Source organism: Mycobacterium sp. IDUB_39 (genome assembly GCF_055419205.1).
Genome location: NZ_JBVAXF010000005.1, coordinates 299,336 through 316,565, shown reverse-complemented (window position 1 = coordinate 316,565; position 17,230 = coordinate 299,336). Strand labels below are relative to the sequence as shown.

Sequence of the window (17,230 nt, the reverse complement as noted above, 5' to 3'; positions counted from 1 at the left end):
CGTAAACACCTGCAACGCTCTCACAACGGCGCCCGCTGCTCATGCCACTCGGTAATCCGTTGATATGCATCGCCGATGGCCAGCAAGCGCGCCTCCCCCCATGGCTGTCCCATGAGTTGCATTCCCATTGGCAGACGATCGGCGAAGCCGCAGGGCACGGTGAGCGCCGGCAGGCCCGCCACACTCGCCAAGCTGGTAAAAAATCCCGTCTCGCCACTCGGAGCGATGAGTTCGTGAACGTCGTCGAGAGGGTTGGCGCCGACGTCGTGCGCTACCCACCCAGCAGTTGGCGAAATCACGACATCGACACTGTTGAAGATCACGTCTAATTGCGCCTGAATCCGTCTCCGATACTGAAGTGCAAGAAGATAATCCGTCGCAGGAATGCACCCGCCCGCTTCCAGGAGGACCCGCACATCGATGCCGTACTCATCGGCATGATCGCGCAAGAGCTGACGATGGACCGAACTCGGTTCTGCAGTGTGAATGAGCAACCACGCATCGTAGTGAGCTTCGATACCGGGAAGATGGAGCTCGATGACCTCGGCTCCAGCCTCGGCCATTTCGGTAAGAGCTGCATCGACAGCGCTCTTGACGGCGGCGCCAACACCGCGCCACGTGAAATCACTGATGACACCGATTCTCGTTCCGCGCCAAGAATCCAGAGGACGAAACGCATCGACTGACATCTGTTGAGTTGCAGGGTCATTGGGGTCGTATCCGGCGATAACCGAGTACACGACAGCGACATCCCGTACCGTGCGAGCGATCGGTCCAACCGTGTCCATTGTCCACGCAAGAGGGAAGACACCGTGGTTGCTGACCCTCCCAACTGTGGGCCGCAATCCACTCTGACCGGTTACCGCTGCGGGCAGACGTATGGACCCACCCGTGTCGGTCCCAATTGAGACCAGGCACTCACCAGCGGCCACGGCAGCCGCAGATCCCCCGCTCGATCCGTCGGTGTTCTTGGCGAGATTCCATGGATTCCTGGTAGCGCCGTAGTGCGGATTCTCCGTGCTCCCGCCCCAAGCGAACTCATGGAGATTCGCCTTTCCGACGATGACCGCTCCGGCCGCCATGAGTCTCTTGACCACCGTAGCGTCCTGTGTCGGTATCCGCCTCTTGAAAAATCCTGTGCCACAGGTAGTTGCGATTCCTGCGGTGTCGATGTTGTCCTTGACCGCAACTGTCACGCCCTCGAGGACACGGACCGGTGCGCCCTGCGAAAGTCGCAAGTCCGATTCTTGGGCTTGACTGCGGGCTGCCTCCGCCGTGACTTCAATGAAGGAACGCACGCGGTCCTCGACAACACCGATTCGACGGAGCGATTCGTCGACCGTACTGCCAACGGTGCGACTGCCGTCTGCGATGGAGCCGACGGTTCCTGCGATGTCACCGACAACCTGGTCACCGGCGGTTCGCGTGGCGGCTACCGCACCGTTGAAACGACGATCGCCGATAGACGGTCCGCCTCGCTCAGGTGCATCGACGGCATCAGACAGTCGACTCGCCGCCCGCCCGAGCCCCAAAACTGCCGCTCTCACTTCGCCGGCCACGGCCGTATCGGTGCGTGCTGTGGTGCCGCGTTCCTGAGGCGAGCCCATCAATCCTCCTCGTCTGTTGCCTCAATAGCCGGGTCAATCCGCCCAACATCTGGGCTCAGTAATCCTGCGGACGGTCGTTGTCGCGGTAGGCGATGCTCCCATGTGCGGCACCTGGTTGGACAGCGCGAGCTGCCCAACCAGGCCGGCGCCCCCTAGACAACCAGAAAAGGTCTCGAATGATCCGCGCTCAGGCCCTAGGGCGACTCATGGCCAATTTCGGGCGATTCTGAGACGTCGGTCACGGCGATCTCCAACCCTGACGAACGCAGTTCATCAACGATGGGTGCGGCATCGAATGCCTCTGGTGAGTGGACACCGGGTTGCTTGAGCACACCGGTCGCCAACAGAAAGGCACCCACGGAAGCGGTTCCGTGAGTGGACGCCCACCGATTCGTGCTGAGGTAATTCGCAGTACGGATCATCCTGTTGCCGTCCAGCCGGCCGGCGACTACGACGCGCAGTCCATCGACCCTGCCGTGTTCGGCCTCGGCCGTTTCCACATTCCGCCAGACGGCGCTGGCCTTGAACGTCTCCGAAACGAGGAAGTGGCCGACAAACTCTTCCGGCGATATCGTCCAACCGTCGGAAAAAACCCCTGTGGCAGAGCCGAACCCAGCATTACCGAGGCTCTCCAGTAACGCGGGGAAAGAGTTCTCGGTATACGCGCCCCGCATGACTGCGCGTTGCAGTCCAGGAAAGTAGCGCTTAGCCAAGATGGTCTCCGGATGCGTGCAGGCCGCGGCTCGGAGTTTGCCGTACCTACCCCAGTCGATGTCGACCTCCTGGCTGCCACCGGCTACCGAGACGAGCTGACCGTTATCGACGATCACCGCGTCCGGTCCGAACATCTGCACGCGGTGACTCATCAAGTGGGGCGGCGCCCCGGTGTCCACATTGACCAAGAACGTCCAGTGAATCTCATCGACGGAGTCCATCCCCTGCGACAAATACCGCCCTAAGACGTTGCTCATACCGGGCGTGAATCCGAAGCCGATGATTGCAGTGATTCCCGCCGCCTCAGCCCGATCGTTCATCGCGACGAAGTCGTCGAGCACATCCGCGTCATCGAGAATGTCGATGTAATCCGCGCCGAAGTCGATGGCAGCCTGTAATGCTGTGGGCCCGGTGTGCCGAAAGGGGCCAGCACAGTTCAGGACCACGTTCGGTTGGTGTTGGTCGAAGGCTTGAGCCACCGATGCGTACTGCGTTGCGTCGGCGACCGTAGCCGTGGCCTTGCGCCCCACATCCTTCGCAACGCTGACTGCCCGATCTTCGGAAAGATCTGCCACCACGATATCGTCAATTTCGGTGCGCGCGTGAAGCAGACGGGCCGCGTTTCTACCTTGAAATCCACCGCCGCCGAGTACCAGTACTTTGGTCATGCCGCATCCACCTTGTCTAATCGCTGAGTTCTGTAGTAATTCGAGTAGCAATGTTCAGTTGACTAATTTCCGGTATCGATCTCGTCGATCGCGGCAATCAGGTCTTCGCTGGTACGCCCTGACCGCTTCAGAACAAGGGCACGGCCTGCTCCAGCCACGAAGGACAGCAAGACGACAGCCATGATGGTGACGCCAAGCACCCCCAGCTTCGGTGCCCCGTTGATGTCTACGTCTCCTACGAGAATCGGGAAATTCTTCAACCCGAGATAGAGGAAGTAGAGCAAGCCGATCAGGCTCGCCACGGGTGCGATTCTGTGCTTCCACAAGTTCGTGGGTCCGGGCTGCTTGGCGAAGTAAACGATGACCGCAACCGACGTGACGGCTATCAACAGCAGAAAGCCGAGTGTGGTACCTCCGACGAACCAGGTGTAAATCTGCCCGTACGGATCAAGCCCGGAAAGCGTTAAGAGCGCCAGTGCGGCCGCAGAAGCGATCGTGACCGCGAGTGAGGCTACCGCGGGACTGCCGTGGTCAGCGTGTATGGCGCTGAGGCGCTTCGGCAGCACTCCGCGCTCGCTCATCGAATGGGCGTAACGCGCGAACACGTTGTGGAAGGACAGCAGGCACGCAAACACACTGGTTACGAGCAGAATGTTGACGGCGACGCCGTACCAACTGCCGATGTAACGTGCGCCGGTCTGCTGCAACATGTCTCCAGCCGCCAGAGTCTGTTCAGCGACCGCAACCACGTTGCTCGGACCCCAAGCCTCAACGAGGGTCCACGTCGCGAACAGGTACAGAACCGCAACACCACCCACCGCGACATAGGTCGCACGCGGGATCGTTCGGGCAGGATTGCGAGCTTCGTCCCGGTACACCGCAGTAGCTTCGAATCCGATGAAACTGGAGACCGCGAACAGGATCCCGAGACCGATGTTTCCAGAAACGATCTCGCTGGGTTTGAACGAGTCCAAGCTCAGCCCTGCGTCACCTCCCCGGATGACGACAGTGACGCTTAACACAAGGACCACGAGTACTTCGAGGACAAGGAAGATGCCCAGCACTTTCGCGCTCAAGCCGATATGGCGGTATCCCAGTATCCCAACGATTACTAGATAGCCCGCTGACAGCGCCCACCAGGGAATGCCACCCGCTCCGATCAATCCAAGAAGTGTCGAAGTTTGCAGACCAAGGAAGGCATACAACCCGAATGTGATTGCCGCATATGAAAGCAACGCCAGTCCCGCCGCCCCGGTTCCGGCTACTGGACCCAGGCCGTGGCTGACATAGGTGAAGAACGCCCCCGGCTTTGGGATACGCATCGCCATCTCGCTTAGCCCCACGGCGAACAGCGCCAGCACGATTCCGGAGACGGCGAAAAGCGCGGGGAAACCCGGGCCGTTCCCATTCAGCAAGCCCAGCGGCGTGACACCGCCGACGACAGTCAAAGGCGCGGCTGCCGCTACCACCATGAACACGACGCCCACCACGCCGAGATTGCCCCGCAGGTGTCGGGCCCCTGCTTGTTCAGATTTGACCATGTACACGCTCCTTTGAGGGTCGACCAGCCCGCGGACGGCCGCTGCGACAACCATGTCGGTTGTGCAAGAAGTAGACTAAATCTGTGCTAGTAATGACAACAGAACGCGCCAACAGTGGCGATATGATCAGAAAATCACGTTCTTCTTGCATCCTGTTCAGGTCCACTCGGCCGACTGCGACGTCGGTTGAACTTAAGGAAGGAGCTTGGCATTAAGCAGTCCAGTCCCGCTTCGCTTGATGCACTTGACGAGCAGATCCTCTGGGAACTCGTGCGCGACGCTCGAATTCAGAGCAAGGTATTAGCGCGGAGATGCAGCGTTGCTCCGGCGACGATCGTGAACAGGATTCGTAAGCTGCGCGAACAAGGCGCATTGCGGTCAGCGCATGCGCGCGTGGATCTGGCCCAAGTGGGTCTGCCGGTACAGGGAATGATCTCGGTGCGGCTCCGGGCGCAGGCTCAAACGGAGGTGCACAGATACTCGGAGAAGCTGCGCAGAATCCCCCACGTGGTCAACATATTTCATTTGGGGGGCGCTGCTGACTTTCTTGTGCATGTCGCATGCACTGACACCGGACAGCTGCGAGATCTGGTTGCGGTAACGCTCAGCTCCGATGCTGCTGTTGCGTCTACTCAGACCTTCGTAGTCTTTGAACACATCCTTGGATCCGAGCAGGTTGAGCATGTTGCGGGTTACGCGCAGATCCGCGAGGCCATCGAGGGAGCCCCCACGACGTGGGAGTGATGACGCGTCGGCCCAGGACGCGAAACGCTCATCTGGGCACGTAGAAGACTGCGAAGGTCGCCAAGCAGGCTTTACCTTGGCGACCTTCGCAAGGCACAGACACTCGGGTTGCCAGCGGCCAGAGCCTGCGGCGGCACCCGAATTCCCCCGACCTGCGCCAGAGTCGCACGCTCACTCCTTCGAGCGGTGCAGTGCATTCAGTGCTTGTGCTCCGCCGACTCGGGTCTGGAGTCGGTGGAGCAAATAGCGTCGCCTTAGCGACGGACGTAGCCTGCCAGAGTGCTGTCGTCAACCTCGGGCAGGTTGACCACGATGTTGTCCGGAGTCCTTGTGGTCAGCCAGACGAGTTCCTCTGTCGTGCTCATATTCGCTTCGACATGGGGCATGAACGGTGGCACATATACGAAGTCACCCTCCTCCATATCTATGTACTCGCTGTAATCCTCGCCGAAGTAGATGCGCGCCTTGCCGGTCAGGACATATCCGCCGGTTTCCGCTTCACCGTGATGATGAGGCAACGATCGGTAACCGGGCTCGTTGGAGACCCTTCCAAACCAGATCTTGGTGGCCGGCGTGTGCTGGACGCTGACACCGGATACGCGGACAGCTCCGCCAGACTGGCCGGTATCACCAAATTCCTCACCCCTGCGGGTCACGACCGGCGTGTCGTGTTCAGCCACTATTCTCTCCCTACATACGAACGGACGTTTGTTCCGCGAATCTAGAACGGTTACAGCTGGAGCGCAAGGTGCAGACGCTAAATATCGCTCTACGCTGGATGTTTCGACGTCATCTCAGCGGCGGACCGCAGCGACGTGAGGGGCCCGGACATTGACGGAGAATCCAGCGCGGGCTAGTTTACAAACAAACGACCGTTCATTTAAGGAGTTGGCTGTGAAGTTGGCAACCATAAGGTCTGGTACCGGTACGCGAGTGGTCAGCCAAGACGGCGACATCACACGGATGCTCGACTACACAAGTGTGGTCGACGCACTCACCGACGGTGTGATCGGCGACCACTCCAAGCGTGATGGTCCGGTCATCGACGGCGAAGCTCTCGATTTTGCGGCGTGCGTGACGAATCCAAACAAAATCCTCTGCGTGGGCCACAACTACAAGGCGCACATCCTGGAGATGGGCCGGGGGCTGCCCGACTTCCCCACCATTTTCTCCAAGTACTCGGGAGCATTGATCGGCCCTCACGATCGCATCGAGTTGAGCAGCGTCGCGACGGAGTGGGACTGGGAAGCAGAGCTTGCGCTCGTGATCGGGCGGTCAGTCCGACACGCCGACCACGAAACCGCACGCGCAGCGATCGCCGGCTACACCGTCGCCAACGACATCTCCGCACGAGACTGGCAAAACACGACGTCGCAATGGCTACTCGGGAAGACATTCGAAGCTACGACGCCGTTGGGCCCGTGGCTGGTCACTGCCGACGAAGTCGATCTAGACGCCGGACTCGAGATCACCTGCACGGTCGACGGCACCACCGTGCAGAGCGCCAACACGTCCGATCTGCTCTTCGACGCAGCGCACCTCATCTCGTACGTGTCTCAAGTGATCAGCATCGAACCCGGTGACGTCGTCCTCACCGGCACTCCCAGCGGGGTCGGCGCAGGCCGCACACCGAAGCTGTTTCTCAGCCCAGGGCAGGAGATCGTGACCACGATCGAAGGCCTGGGGTCTTGTCGCAACACCACGGTCGCTGCATGACCACTCACATCAGTCCCACCGACCGTGATTTCACAGGAGCCCACATGCTCTCCAAAGTTCTCATAGCAAACCGCGGCGAGATCGCCGTTCGCATTATCCGCACCTGTGCTGAGATTGGAATATCCTCGGTTGCAGTGCATTCCGACCCCGACGCGGGTGCGCTACACGTTCGCCTCGCCGACGAGTGCGTCCCGCTCGAGGGTGTGTCACCAACCGAAACCTACTTGAACGTCGACAAGATCATCGCCGCCGCACGCAGTGTCGGAGCTGATGCCATTCATCCTGGTTACGGTTTCCTCGCCGAGAACGCTGGTTTTGCGCGCGCCGTCGTCGACGCCGGCCTGATTTTCATCGGACCACCCGCGGACGCGATCGACATCATGGGAGAGAAGGTCGCCGCGCGAGCCGTCGCCTTCACGGCGCAGGTGCCCCAGGTGCCCGGAAGCCGTGGCGCTGTCAACTCGGCCGAGGAAGTCCTCGCTTTCGGAGCCGAACACGGCTATCCGATCGCCATCAAGGCCGCCTATGGTGGCGGCGGGCGCGGAATGCGGACCATTTCCGAACCGACGCAAGCCGCCGATGCTCTTACATCCGCGCAGCAGGAAGCCACGGCGGCGTTCGGCAGAGGAGAGGTCTACCTCGAGCGCTATCTGTCCCACGCACGACACGTCGAGGTCCAGATCTTCGCAGACAGTCAAGGCAACGTCGTGTGGCTGGGAGACCGCGATTGCTCGGTCCAACGCCGACACCAGAAGGTTGTCGAGGAAGCGCCAGCCCCTGGCTTACCGGACTCATTGCGCACCGCGATGGGTGAGGCATCAGTCCGATTGGCCAAGGAAGTCGGTTACGTTGGCGCCGGGACCGTCGAATTCCTGGTTGAGGCAGAGAACTTCTACTTCTTGGAGATGAACACTCGAATCCAGGTCGAACACCCGGTCACCGAGATGACGTTGGGCGTGGACCTGATAGCTGAGCAGCTCTATGTGGCAGCTGGTCAACCACTGAGCTTTCCGGCCTCCGGTCCCGCACCCCGTGGACATGCGATTGAAGTGCGGATCAATGCCGAGAACGTCGCGGGTGGATTATTCCTCCCTTCCCCAGGCCCTTTGTCAGTGGTCAACTTCTCCGCACGAACCGGAGTCCGCTGGGACAGCGGCTACGAGTCCGGTGACGAAGTTCAACCCCACTACGACAGCCTTATCGGCAAGCTGATCTCCTGGGCACCCACCCGTGGACATGCGGTCGAGCGCATCCTCCAGGCACTCAGCGAACTGCAAATCGTCGGCGTCCCGACCACCGCACCAGTTGCGCTGGTCGTCATCGATCATGCAGACTTTCGTGCCGCCGCAATCAACACCAATTGGCTCGAACGCGACATCGACCTCCCCGACCTTCTGCCTACTGAGTCCGAGTCGGACGACACCCACGCCGACGAAACAGACGCCGACGGATCACGTGAAACGGTATGGGTCGGCGACCGCCGCTACGTCGTTCCGATGTTCTCCGAGGATTCCTCAGACACAACGGCTTCCGTAGCTGTCGCGGTATCCACCAAACCGCAGAGCACCATGCGACGAGGCGGTTCCTCCCGCCGGGCCAGCAGACCGCAAGCAGCGGCCAGCGGAACGATCACCTCCCCGATGCAGGGCACGGTCGTCCAGGTGGAGGCTTCGGAAGGACTGACTGTCTCTAAAGGCGACCTGCTGCTGGTTCTCGAAGCGATGAAGATGCAGAACCCCGTATACGCCCTTGCCGACGGCGTCGTAACCAGCCTCATGGTGGCCACCGGCCAGGTGGTGGCAGCAGGGACCACCCTGGTTGTGATCGAATAGCTGGTGAGGGCGCAGATGCGTACACCGACGTCCAGTTCCGTTTTGTCGCTGGGTAACTGGCGCCGGTAGGAGTCCGCCGGTGTGAGGATCCGTCCATGGGCGGAGTCGTTCATGAGTTTGGTCTCGTATGTACGCAGTCAGCGCATAACGGATGCTATCGCCAACCCTTGCGTCCTCGCGGGCGAGGCGTACCAGTGCAGCCTTCGAACTGCGCGCGGCCGATTGCACCGCATCGTCGTCAGACCGGCCCCTGGTGTGGTTCATCTGGTCGATGGTGCCTGGGAGACAGCCTTTTAGCCCTGCACCTTTGACTGGATGCCGGCGCTCGAAAGTCGAGGGCCAACAAACGTCAGCGTGTCACACAGCGTCTCCACCTTCACTCGGGCGACGGCGAACCATGAAGCTCGAATGGAAGGTCATTGCGACGTCGCCACGCTGATTCACTGCCCGGTACGAAAGTGTCCAGATGCCCTGGTCATCTTTTCGAGTTGGGCGAGCAGTTATCACTTCGGCGTGCGGACGCAGCGTGTCCCCAATGACAACAGGGAGCAGGGCACGCACGTCGGCGAGGCCGAGCCACGCCACCACATTGGAAAAGTAGCCGGTTTGCGTGGTGAGTCCGAGAGTAAGAGCCAGGGTGAACGGACCATGGGCAATGCGCTGGCCGAATTGCGTTCCAGCAGCATGCTCCTCATCAAGATGCAGAGACACAATGTCGCCTGTCAGTCCCGCCCAGGTGACCAAGTGGGAGTCGGTCACAGTCACTCCCGGCCCTGCCAGCACGTCACCGACAGCCAGGTCTTCCCACCACATGTCGGGTTGACCGATGATGCGACCAGTAGAAGCCGGAACCGTTGTCGTCATAGAAAACTCCTCGTAGCGCGGTGGGAAGCCACCATGTTAACGTACGTACGACCGTTCGTTGCCGCAGTCGCAACTTCTGCCCTGGTCAATACTCCGCGCATACGTTTGGACGTGACGAAATGACGCATATCTTGGATGGCGAAGCCCCAATCACGAAGAACCCCCATCAGGAGCTCGAACACCGCCTCGTAACTGCCCGCCTGGGCGGGTCGGAGAAGTCCCGCCAGAAACAGACCGATGCGGGAAAGATGTTGGTGCGGGACCGACTAACTCGACTGTTCGACGACGGCTGGAGTTTCGAGGACGGTCTACTCGCCCGCTACGACGAAGGACTCCCCGGTGACGCCGTTGTGACCTGCCTGGGCAGAGTCGACGGCCGTGAAGTGGCGGTGATCGCCAACGACTACACCGTGAAGGCCGGTACCTGGGGCAAGCGGACGTACGAAAAAATCACGCGTACACAGGAACTCGCTGACTCAATCGGCGCACCGCTGATTTACCTCTTCGACTCTGCCGGAGCAAGGATCGATGAACAGTTCGAGAGTTTCGTCGGGCGTCGCGCCTGGGGGAACATCTTCTACAACCAGGTTCAGTTCTCCGGACGCATTCCACAGATCACTGCGCTGTTCGGACCATCGCCGGCCGGATCTGCTTACATTCCGGCGCTCAGCGACTTGACCATCATGGTCCGTGGTCATGCGACCGCCTACCTCGGTTCACCGCGGCTGGCGCAGATGGTCACGGGCGAGGACGTCACCCTCGAGGAGATGGGTGGAGCGGAAATGCACTCCACGGTCTCGGGACTCAACGACATCCTCGTCGAAGACGACGAGGAGGCGATTGCCGCTATCCGCGTGTGGCTATCGTTCCTTCCTTCGAACTGGAAGCAGGAACCGCCCCGGGCCGAACCGGCCGAACCGTCGCAAGGTCGGTCGATACGCGAGATCGTTCCGGAGGTCGAGTCCGAGATCTTCGATATCCACGAGCTGATCGACTCACTTTTCGACGACTCCTCTTTCTTCCCGTACAAGCATCTGTTCGCTCCCGAGCTTGTCACCGGTTTCGCTCGACTTGATGGGCATCCCGTCGGAATAGTGGCCAACCAGCCAACAGTCAAGGGCGGAGTCATCTTTCCCGACTCCTCGGACAAGGCCGCGCGATTCATCTGGATCTGCAATGCCTACAACATCCCAATTCTGTTCCTGGTCGACATTGCCGGGTACATGATCGGCTCCGAAGTGGAACGTCAGGGGATCATTCGCCACGGCGCAAAGATGATCTATGCTGTCTCCGAGGCTCGCGTCCCCCGGATCACCGTTCTCCTTCGCAAGGCCTACGGAGGCGGGTACCTGGCGATGTCGGGCGCACCGATGCAGCCAGACGCACTCATCGCACTCCCAACAGCAAAACCTGCTCTGATGGGTCCCGATGCTGCCGTGAACGGCATCCACTACAACCGAATTCAGGCGATAGACGACGCCGAGGAGCGCGCTGCCTTCGTCGCCGAGAAGCAAGCCGAATACGCCGCGGGAATCGATGTATTCAAGATCGCCAACGAGAACGCAGTCGAAGCCGTCGTCCCGGCCGATGAGCTGCGGGCCGAGCTGATCTCACGTCTGCGGGTATACCGCCGCCGAGACCGCACTGCACTTCCCCGCCGCAACGGAGTAATCCCCGTATAGCATCGCTGGTTTCGGACCTGCGCCGCCCTGCTGGGCGGCGCAGGTCCGGTCAAGTGTCGTTAGGGCAAGAGTAGTCTCAACCTAGGTCTAATCAGCCTCATGAGCACTGGCCGGCGGGCTGCGCGTCAAGGGACGCGGTCCCTCAATGGAGAACGTCGCTGCAACTGCGGTGCCCAACACCAGCGCGCAAGCGGCTCTGCGAGGTGACCTGCTGGCAGGGCAACAGACTCCGTGTCGAAATCGCCTTGACGACGAGACCACCTCGCGCGACGCGGTCAGGCTGTCAAGCGTCGTCGTCCAGGCCGAGTTGGCGCAATGCGATGGTGATGTAGAACTTCACAGCTTTATCGAGTGCCTTCGGCCCCCGAGACTGATACCACGACGACACGTGCGCCCCCTGAGCGAGGACAGAGTACGTCTGCAACTTGGGGTCGAGGACGTTCGCGCCTGTCTCCTTGCCCACCGCCACGATGAGCGACTGCAACAGCTTCTCGTACGCAGCACGTCTGGCGAGCACCTCGTCGAGGTCACCGTCGGACAGCGCGCGAAGCTCGGCGTTGCCGATGAAGACCTCACGTGCATGCTCGGCGTGGAATCGGATATGACAGTCGACCGCGGCCTTGAATCTGTCAATAGCGGTTGGGCCTGCTGCCTCGAGTGCCGCCCGAACTTCCTCCAGGAGTTCGTCCATCACCGCAACCATGATGTCGGTGAGAAGCTCTTCCTTGCTCTTGATGTGGTTGTAGAGACTGCCAACCTGAATGCCAACTTCGCTGGCCACCGCCCGTAGCGACGTCGCCTCGTATCCGTGTTCGTAGAAGAGCTTGGCGGCGGCCTCACGAATAGCTTCACCTGTGCGAGCTCTGTTCCTCACAGCGCCTGTCACATGGCCTCCTGCTGCCGCGTTGTGTCCGACCAGTTCGGGCCACAGCTATGTCTCCGAAAAACAATCGTACGTTAGTCGGGGCCGTACCAGAGGGCCGACACCGACGGTCTCCGACTCACTCACCTACCAGCCCATCGTCACGCGCACCTCTGTCTTCATGATTTTGCCACTGGCGTTCATAGGTAGCTCATGGGGACCAACCAGCGCGATGAGCTTCGGCACTTTGTACCCCGCCAGACTTTGACGCAGGAAGGCCACGATTTCCGCCTCTGTTACAACCACATCGGGCCGGACCGCGATGACAGCCCGAACTTCCTCGTCCCATTCATCGCTTGGAACTCCGAGGACCGCGGCTTCCATGACCGCGGGATGCGTATGGAGCAGCTGCTCGATCTCCGAGCTGTACACGTTCTCGCCACCGGTTTTGATCATGTCTTTGGCGCGATCACGGAAATACAGATACCCCTGTTCATCGCGGACAGCCAGATCACCCGTCCGCAACCACCCGTCCTTCAGGACGTCTGCGGTGGCGCCGGGACGACCGTGGTAGCACGTCATCAGACTCGGTCCCCGAACCACGATCTCGCCGATCTCCCCAACGCCGACCGGGGCATGGTCACTCAGATCGCGCAGGGCGACATCTGCGAGCAAATACTCGGTTCCAATCGATCCGTCGATGTCCTGGCGGAGCATGTCCTGCGGCAATAAGCGAGTGACCATGGGGCCAGCCTCAGTAAGACCATATCGGAAGAACAGTTCCACGTCGGGAATACTCTCGGCCACGGCAAGCTTGTCAGGCATCCGAAGTAGGCCGGCACCGGAGTGGAGTGCCTTGAAGCTGTTGCGAAACCCGACTGTGTCGAACGCGCCGGCTCGCAACATCCTTCGGATCATGTTGGGAACGAGAAACATGTTCGTAATCGACTCTCGGGCCACGACTTCCGCGACATGCTCCTCGGAGAACTGTTGGACGAGCACCGAGCTATTACCCGTGATGTAGAGCGGGACGAACCAGCATAGCAACGCTGCAGAGTGAAACAGGGGCGTGACGATCAAACCGCGGTCTTGAGGTCGACCACCGATACGACCGTCCACCAGCTCATTGATCGCGTTCGCCAGAATCGCCGAGTGCGACAGGACGACGCCTTTGGAGAAACCGGTGGTGCCGCCGGTGAACAGGATGCATGCGGCAGAGGAGGGATCGACCAGGGTGTCGCCTCCGGGCTCTGCGAGAAGTCGCTCCAGCTCCGCGCCTTCGTGAAGCACGGCGATTTCCTCGGCCAGCCCACCATCAGTCTGCACAGCGGCGAGAGCGGTCTCGAAGCCTTCACCTACGAGCACCACACGGGCACCGGTCTCGTTGATGCCGTGTGCCAACTCCGCTGTCGCCCAACGCCAGTTATAGGGAACGTAGGCCGCACCCGCCGCGACTATGCCCAAGAACGTCTCGATACTGAACACTGTGTTGCCGGCGAGCACCCCGACAGTGTCGCCGGGATTGACACCGGCCCTTCGTAGCGCACCGGCGATCCGCCACGCGCGGTCGGCAAGCTCACCATGTGACAACCGGCGTGTGCCGTCGAAAATCGCTTCCCGGCCCGGTACCAGTCGCTCGTTGCGATGAATGGCATCGACAAGGGTGAGCATGGGTCTCCTTCAAGATCGCAAAGCAACTGTGCCATGTGACACTACGGCAACCGTACGTACGTTCGCTAGTGGCGGATTCTACTGACCGGCGTTTCCGTTCTGGACTAACAAACGCACGTTCGCTAACGTGTACCCCATGCGACCTCTCCGTTCGTTATTATTTGTGCCGGCCCACCGCGAGGGTTGGGTCGACAAGGCCGTGGCGACTGGGGTAGACGCCGTCATCCTGGATCTCGAGGACTCGGTCCCACCAGACCATAAGGAGACAGCACGCCAACAGGCCGCCGCGTCGATCGACCTGTTGAAGAACGATCGGGCAGACGTCACCGTCTTAGTCCGTCCGAATGCGCTGGATACCCGCCATTACGGCCGAGACCTGGCGGCCGTCGTTCGTCCAGGCCTTCATGGGCTCCTATTGCCGAAGATCTACACCGACCGCGATGTTCTGGATTTTGCGGCCCTCGTCGCAGCGTACGAAATCGATGCAGATGTCGAGAGCGGGGCAGTCGCATTGGTGCCGACCCTGGAAACGGCCAAGTCCCTTGTGAACTGCGAATCGATCACCGCTGCACATCCACGCGTGGCCTCACTGATGGTCGCGGCAGCCAAGGACGCCGATGTCTCCCGGGAAGTCGGGTTCTGCTGGACTGCTGAAGGATTGGAGACACTGCACTATCGCAGCAAGGCTGTGCTGGCGTGCCGTGCGGCGGGACTGCAGCATCCCATCGTCGGACTATGGCAGGACATAAAGGACCTCGATGGGTTGCGCGCATTCGCCGAAGGCAATCGCAGACTTGGATTTGCCGGACAGGTTCTCATCCACCCGTCACACGTGGAGGTCGCAAACGCGGTCTACGCCCCAGACCCCGCCGCGGTCGAGAGATTCCGACGCATGATCGATGCCTTCGAGACGGCCCGCGCGCAGGGACTTGCCGCAGCGTTATTCGAGGGGGAGCACATCGACATAGCCCACGTGACTACGGCACGCGACGTCGTCGCGCTTGCCGAATCCATCGAACGACCGAAAGGAACATCATGAGCGGACTGTACTTCGAGGAACTCGAGCCAGAATTGACGATCGCACATGCAGTAACCCGTACCGTGACCGAGACGGACAACTTGCTGTTCACCACCTTGACCATGAATGTGCAACCACTGCACCTCGATTCCGAGTTCGCGAAGGATTCGCCCTACGGGGAGCGGATTGTGAACAGTGTGTTCACCCTCGGTGTCGTTGTGGGTGTTCCAGTTGCGGATACCACGCTCGGCACGACCCTGGGAAACCTGGGTTTTGAGGAGATCACTTTTCCCAACCCGGTGTTGATCGGTGACACCCTCAAAGTGGCCACCACGATCTTGTCTCGTCGCGAATCCAAGTCGCGGCCCGATACCGGGATCGTTCGATTCGAGCACCGGGGATACAACCAGCGCGGTGAGATTGTGTGCACTGTCAAGCGTTCGGGCCTGATGAGCAAGCGCCCGAGCAGCTAGGAGTCTGCTGAATTAATCCCGCGTCGTGGCCGGGGTTTGACCTCTAGTTTTGGGATGATTGGTGGGTGCAGGGTCGTTCTAATGATCAGCGTGAGTTGTTGGATGCCGAGTCGGTTGCCGGGCATCTTCTGAAGTCCGACAGCATGTTCGCGTTCTTGGCTGCGCATCGACATGAGCTGTTCCCCGAGTCGATGTTCGCCGATCTGTTCCCGTCGCGGCGGGGCCGTCCGAGTGTGCCGGCTGAGGTGATGGCCTCGGTGATCACCCTGCAGGCCCTGCATGGCCTGTCCGATAACGAGACCGTTGATGCGGTGACCTTCGATCTGCGGTGGAAAGCGGCCTGCGGCTTGCCGATCACTGCTGGGGCGTTCCATTCGACGACACTGACCTATTGGCGGCGCCGACTGGCGGCGTCGGATCACCCGGACCGCATCTTTGAGGCCGTCAAATCAGTCGTGGAGGCGACCGGGGTGTTGGCGAAGAAGACTCGGCGAGCGTTGGACTCCACCGTCCTGGACGACGCGGTGGCCACCCAAGACACCGTGACCCAGCTGATCGCCGCGATCCGGCGGGTCGGCCGCGAGGTCCCCGCCGCCACGGAGGTCATCGAATCCCAGTGCGCCGCCCATGACTACAACGACGCGGGGAAACCGGCGATTGCCTGGAACGACAAGGCGGCCCGCGACGAGTTGGTCGACGCCCTGGTCGGTGACGCGCATCGGCTGCTGGGGCATCTGCCGGAGCAGGAGTTGGGCCCCCCGCGCGGCGGAGGCGGTGGCGTTGTTGGCGTTGATCGCCGGCCAGGACGTCGAACCCATCGGGGGTTCCGATGGCACTGATGGGCAGTGGCAGATCGCCCAGCAGGTCGCCCCGGACCGGCTGATCTCCACCGTGGACCCCGAGGCGCGCCACGCCCACAAGAGCGTGCATCGGCGCCAGGACGGGTTTAAAGCCCACATCGCGATCGAGCCCGATACCGGGATCATCACCGACTGCGCTCCGATCAAGGCCAGCGGCCCTGACAATCACGAAGCCGTCATCGGATTGAGACTGCTAAGCGGGGACAAGGCTCCGGTGCGGGTGCTCGGTGACTCGGCCTACGGCACCGGCGAAGCCCGAGCAGCACTGGCTGCGCTCAAGCACGTCGCGGTGATCAAACCAATCCCGCTGCGGACACCCGTTCCTGGCGGATTCACCAGCGACGACTTCGCCATCGATTTCGATGCCCGCACAGTGACCTGCCCAGCCGGGCACACTGTCGCGATCCGGCCCAGCGGCGGAGCAGCCTTCCAGAGGTATTGCCGCACATGGCCGTTGGTCAGCCAGTGCACGACCGCCAAGCGTGGACGCAAGCTCAACATCAGTGAGCACGAACACCACATGCGTGCAGCCCGAGCAACAGCACGCACCCCGCAATGGCAACACGAAAACCGCCAACACCGACCCATGGTGGAACGCTCCATCGCCTGGCTGACCCGAGGCAACCGAAAAGTCCGCTACCGCGGCGTCGCGAAGAACGACCACTGGCTCCACCACCGCAGCGCCGCCTTGAATCTGCGTCGCCTCATCACGATGGGGCCTGACCCACACCGGCACCACCTGGGCCATCGCCTAGCACCAAGACCACTAGGTCTTGACGTCACACAACAGAGACACCACGCTCAACACACGGCGGGGTGGCCCTCGAATATGTCGCCCTCGGGTCTGTATGTCGCCCTCGGGTCTGACTGAACACACACGCGCCACAGAGCGCTCTGAGGCACCCCACCCCAAAGCCCCTAATTCAGCAGACTCCTAGCAGGAAGTTGGCGTGGTGATGCCGGCCGGCCCTGTCAGAT

The 17,230-nt window shown here is 61.0% G+C and carries 13 protein-coding genes and 1 pseudogene; 7 read left to right on the top strand and 7 right to left on the bottom strand.

Features of this window, described 5'->3' with window-relative positions; translation table 11 throughout:
- Positions 1-20 precede the first annotated feature (20 nt).
- The 3 genes from ACZY0X_RS20190 to ACZY0X_RS20180 all read right to left on the bottom strand — a co-directional run bounded on the left by ACZY0X_RS20190 (position 21) and on the right by ACZY0X_RS20180 (position 4,530).
- The gene (locus ACZY0X_RS20190; protein ID WP_463772904.1) at positions 21-1,607 is read right to left on the bottom strand and encodes an amidase; all 1,587 of its coding nucleotides are present in this window, start codon (positions 1,605-1,607) and stop codon (positions 21-23) included.
- A 194-nt stretch (positions 1,608-1,801) separates the two neighbouring features.
- A complete protein-coding gene (locus ACZY0X_RS20185; RefSeq protein WP_463772902.1) occupies positions 1,802-2,989 on the bottom strand; it encodes a saccharopine dehydrogenase family protein in 1,188 nt (395 codons plus the stop codon).
- A 62-nt stretch (positions 2,990-3,051) separates the two neighbouring features.
- Positions 3,052-4,530 carry an APC family permease gene (locus ACZY0X_RS20180; RefSeq protein WP_463772901.1) on the bottom strand — a complete coding sequence of 493 codons (1,479 nt, stop codon included), beginning with the start codon at positions 4,528-4,530 and terminating at the stop codon, positions 3,052-3,054.
- A 186-nt stretch (positions 4,531-4,716) separates the two neighbouring features.
- Between ACZY0X_RS20180 and ACZY0X_RS20175 the strand changes: the two genes are divergently transcribed.
- Positions 4,717-5,274: an Lrp/AsnC family transcriptional regulator gene (locus tag ACZY0X_RS20175; RefSeq protein ID WP_463772899.1), complete on the top strand. Its 558-nt coding sequence runs from the start codon at positions 4,717-4,719 to the stop codon at positions 5,272-5,274.
- Positions 5,275-5,528: 254 nt separating this feature from the next.
- On the opposite strand, the gene ACZY0X_RS20170 is transcribed toward ACZY0X_RS20175, so the two are convergent.
- Positions 5,529-5,954, bottom strand: coding sequence for a cupin domain-containing protein (locus ACZY0X_RS20170; RefSeq protein WP_463772897.1), 426 nt, complete (start codon positions 5,952-5,954; stop codon positions 5,529-5,531).
- A gap of 151 nt (positions 5,955-6,105) precedes the next feature.
- On the opposite strand from ACZY0X_RS20170, the gene ACZY0X_RS20165 reads away from it, so the two are divergent.
- Positions 6,106-6,990 (top strand): fumarylacetoacetate hydrolase family protein, encoded by an 885-nt coding sequence (locus ACZY0X_RS20165; RefSeq protein ID WP_463772896.1) that lies wholly within the window; start codon positions 6,106-6,108, stop codon positions 6,988-6,990.
- The gene (locus ACZY0X_RS20160; protein WP_463772894.1) at positions 6,987-8,822 is read left to right on the top strand and encodes an acetyl/propionyl/methylcrotonyl-CoA carboxylase subunit alpha; all 1,836 of its coding nucleotides are present in this window, start codon (positions 6,987-6,989) and stop codon (positions 8,820-8,822) included. The genes ACZY0X_RS20165 and ACZY0X_RS20160 overlap by 4 nt, the downstream gene beginning before the upstream one ends.
- Before the next feature lie 357 nt (positions 8,823-9,179).
- On the opposite strand, the gene ACZY0X_RS20155 is transcribed toward ACZY0X_RS20160, so the two are convergent.
- Positions 9,180-9,686, bottom strand: coding sequence for a MaoC/PaaZ C-terminal domain-containing protein (locus ACZY0X_RS20155; RefSeq protein WP_463772893.1), 507 nt, complete (start codon positions 9,684-9,686; stop codon positions 9,180-9,182).
- A 119-nt stretch (positions 9,687-9,805) separates the two neighbouring features.
- Between ACZY0X_RS20155 and ACZY0X_RS20150 the strand changes: the two genes are divergently transcribed.
- Positions 9,806-11,368 carry an acyl-CoA carboxylase subunit beta gene (locus ACZY0X_RS20150; RefSeq protein WP_463773374.1) on the top strand — a complete coding sequence of 521 codons (1,563 nt, stop codon included), beginning with the start codon at positions 9,806-9,808 and terminating at the stop codon, positions 11,366-11,368.
- Positions 11,369-11,651: 283 nt separating this feature from the next.
- Here ACZY0X_RS20150 and ACZY0X_RS20145 read toward each other — a convergent pair whose 3' ends face one another.
- Both ACZY0X_RS20145 and ACZY0X_RS20140 read right to left on the bottom strand, forming a co-directional pair.
- A complete protein-coding gene (locus tag ACZY0X_RS20145; RefSeq protein ID WP_463772891.1) occupies positions 11,652-12,254 on the bottom strand; it encodes a TetR/AcrR family transcriptional regulator in 603 nt (200 codons plus the stop codon).
- A gap of 123 nt (positions 12,255-12,377) precedes the next feature.
- Complete coding sequence (locus ACZY0X_RS20140) at positions 12,378-13,901, bottom strand: class I adenylate-forming enzyme family protein (protein WP_463772889.1); 1,524 nt, start codon at positions 13,899-13,901, stop codon at positions 12,378-12,380.
- Positions 13,902-14,037: 136 nt separating this feature from the next.
- On the opposite strand from ACZY0X_RS20140, the gene ACZY0X_RS20135 reads away from it, so the two are divergent.
- From ACZY0X_RS20135 to ACZY0X_RS20125, 3 genes and pseudogenes are all read left to right on the top strand, one after another.
- A complete protein-coding gene (locus ACZY0X_RS20135) occupies positions 14,038-14,940 on the top strand; it encodes an HpcH/HpaI aldolase/citrate lyase family protein (RefSeq protein ID WP_463773373.1) in 903 nt (300 codons plus the stop codon).
- The gene (locus tag ACZY0X_RS20130) at positions 14,937-15,392 is read left to right on the top strand and encodes a MaoC family dehydratase (RefSeq protein WP_463772888.1); all 456 of its coding nucleotides are present in this window, start codon (positions 14,937-14,939) and stop codon (positions 15,390-15,392) included. The genes ACZY0X_RS20135 and ACZY0X_RS20130 overlap by 4 nt, the downstream gene beginning before the upstream one ends.
- 65 nt (positions 15,393-15,457) lie before the next feature.
- Positions 15,458-17,007 (top strand): annotated as a pseudogene (locus ACZY0X_RS20125) (IS1182 family transposase).
- Positions 17,008-17,230 lie beyond the last annotated feature (223 nt).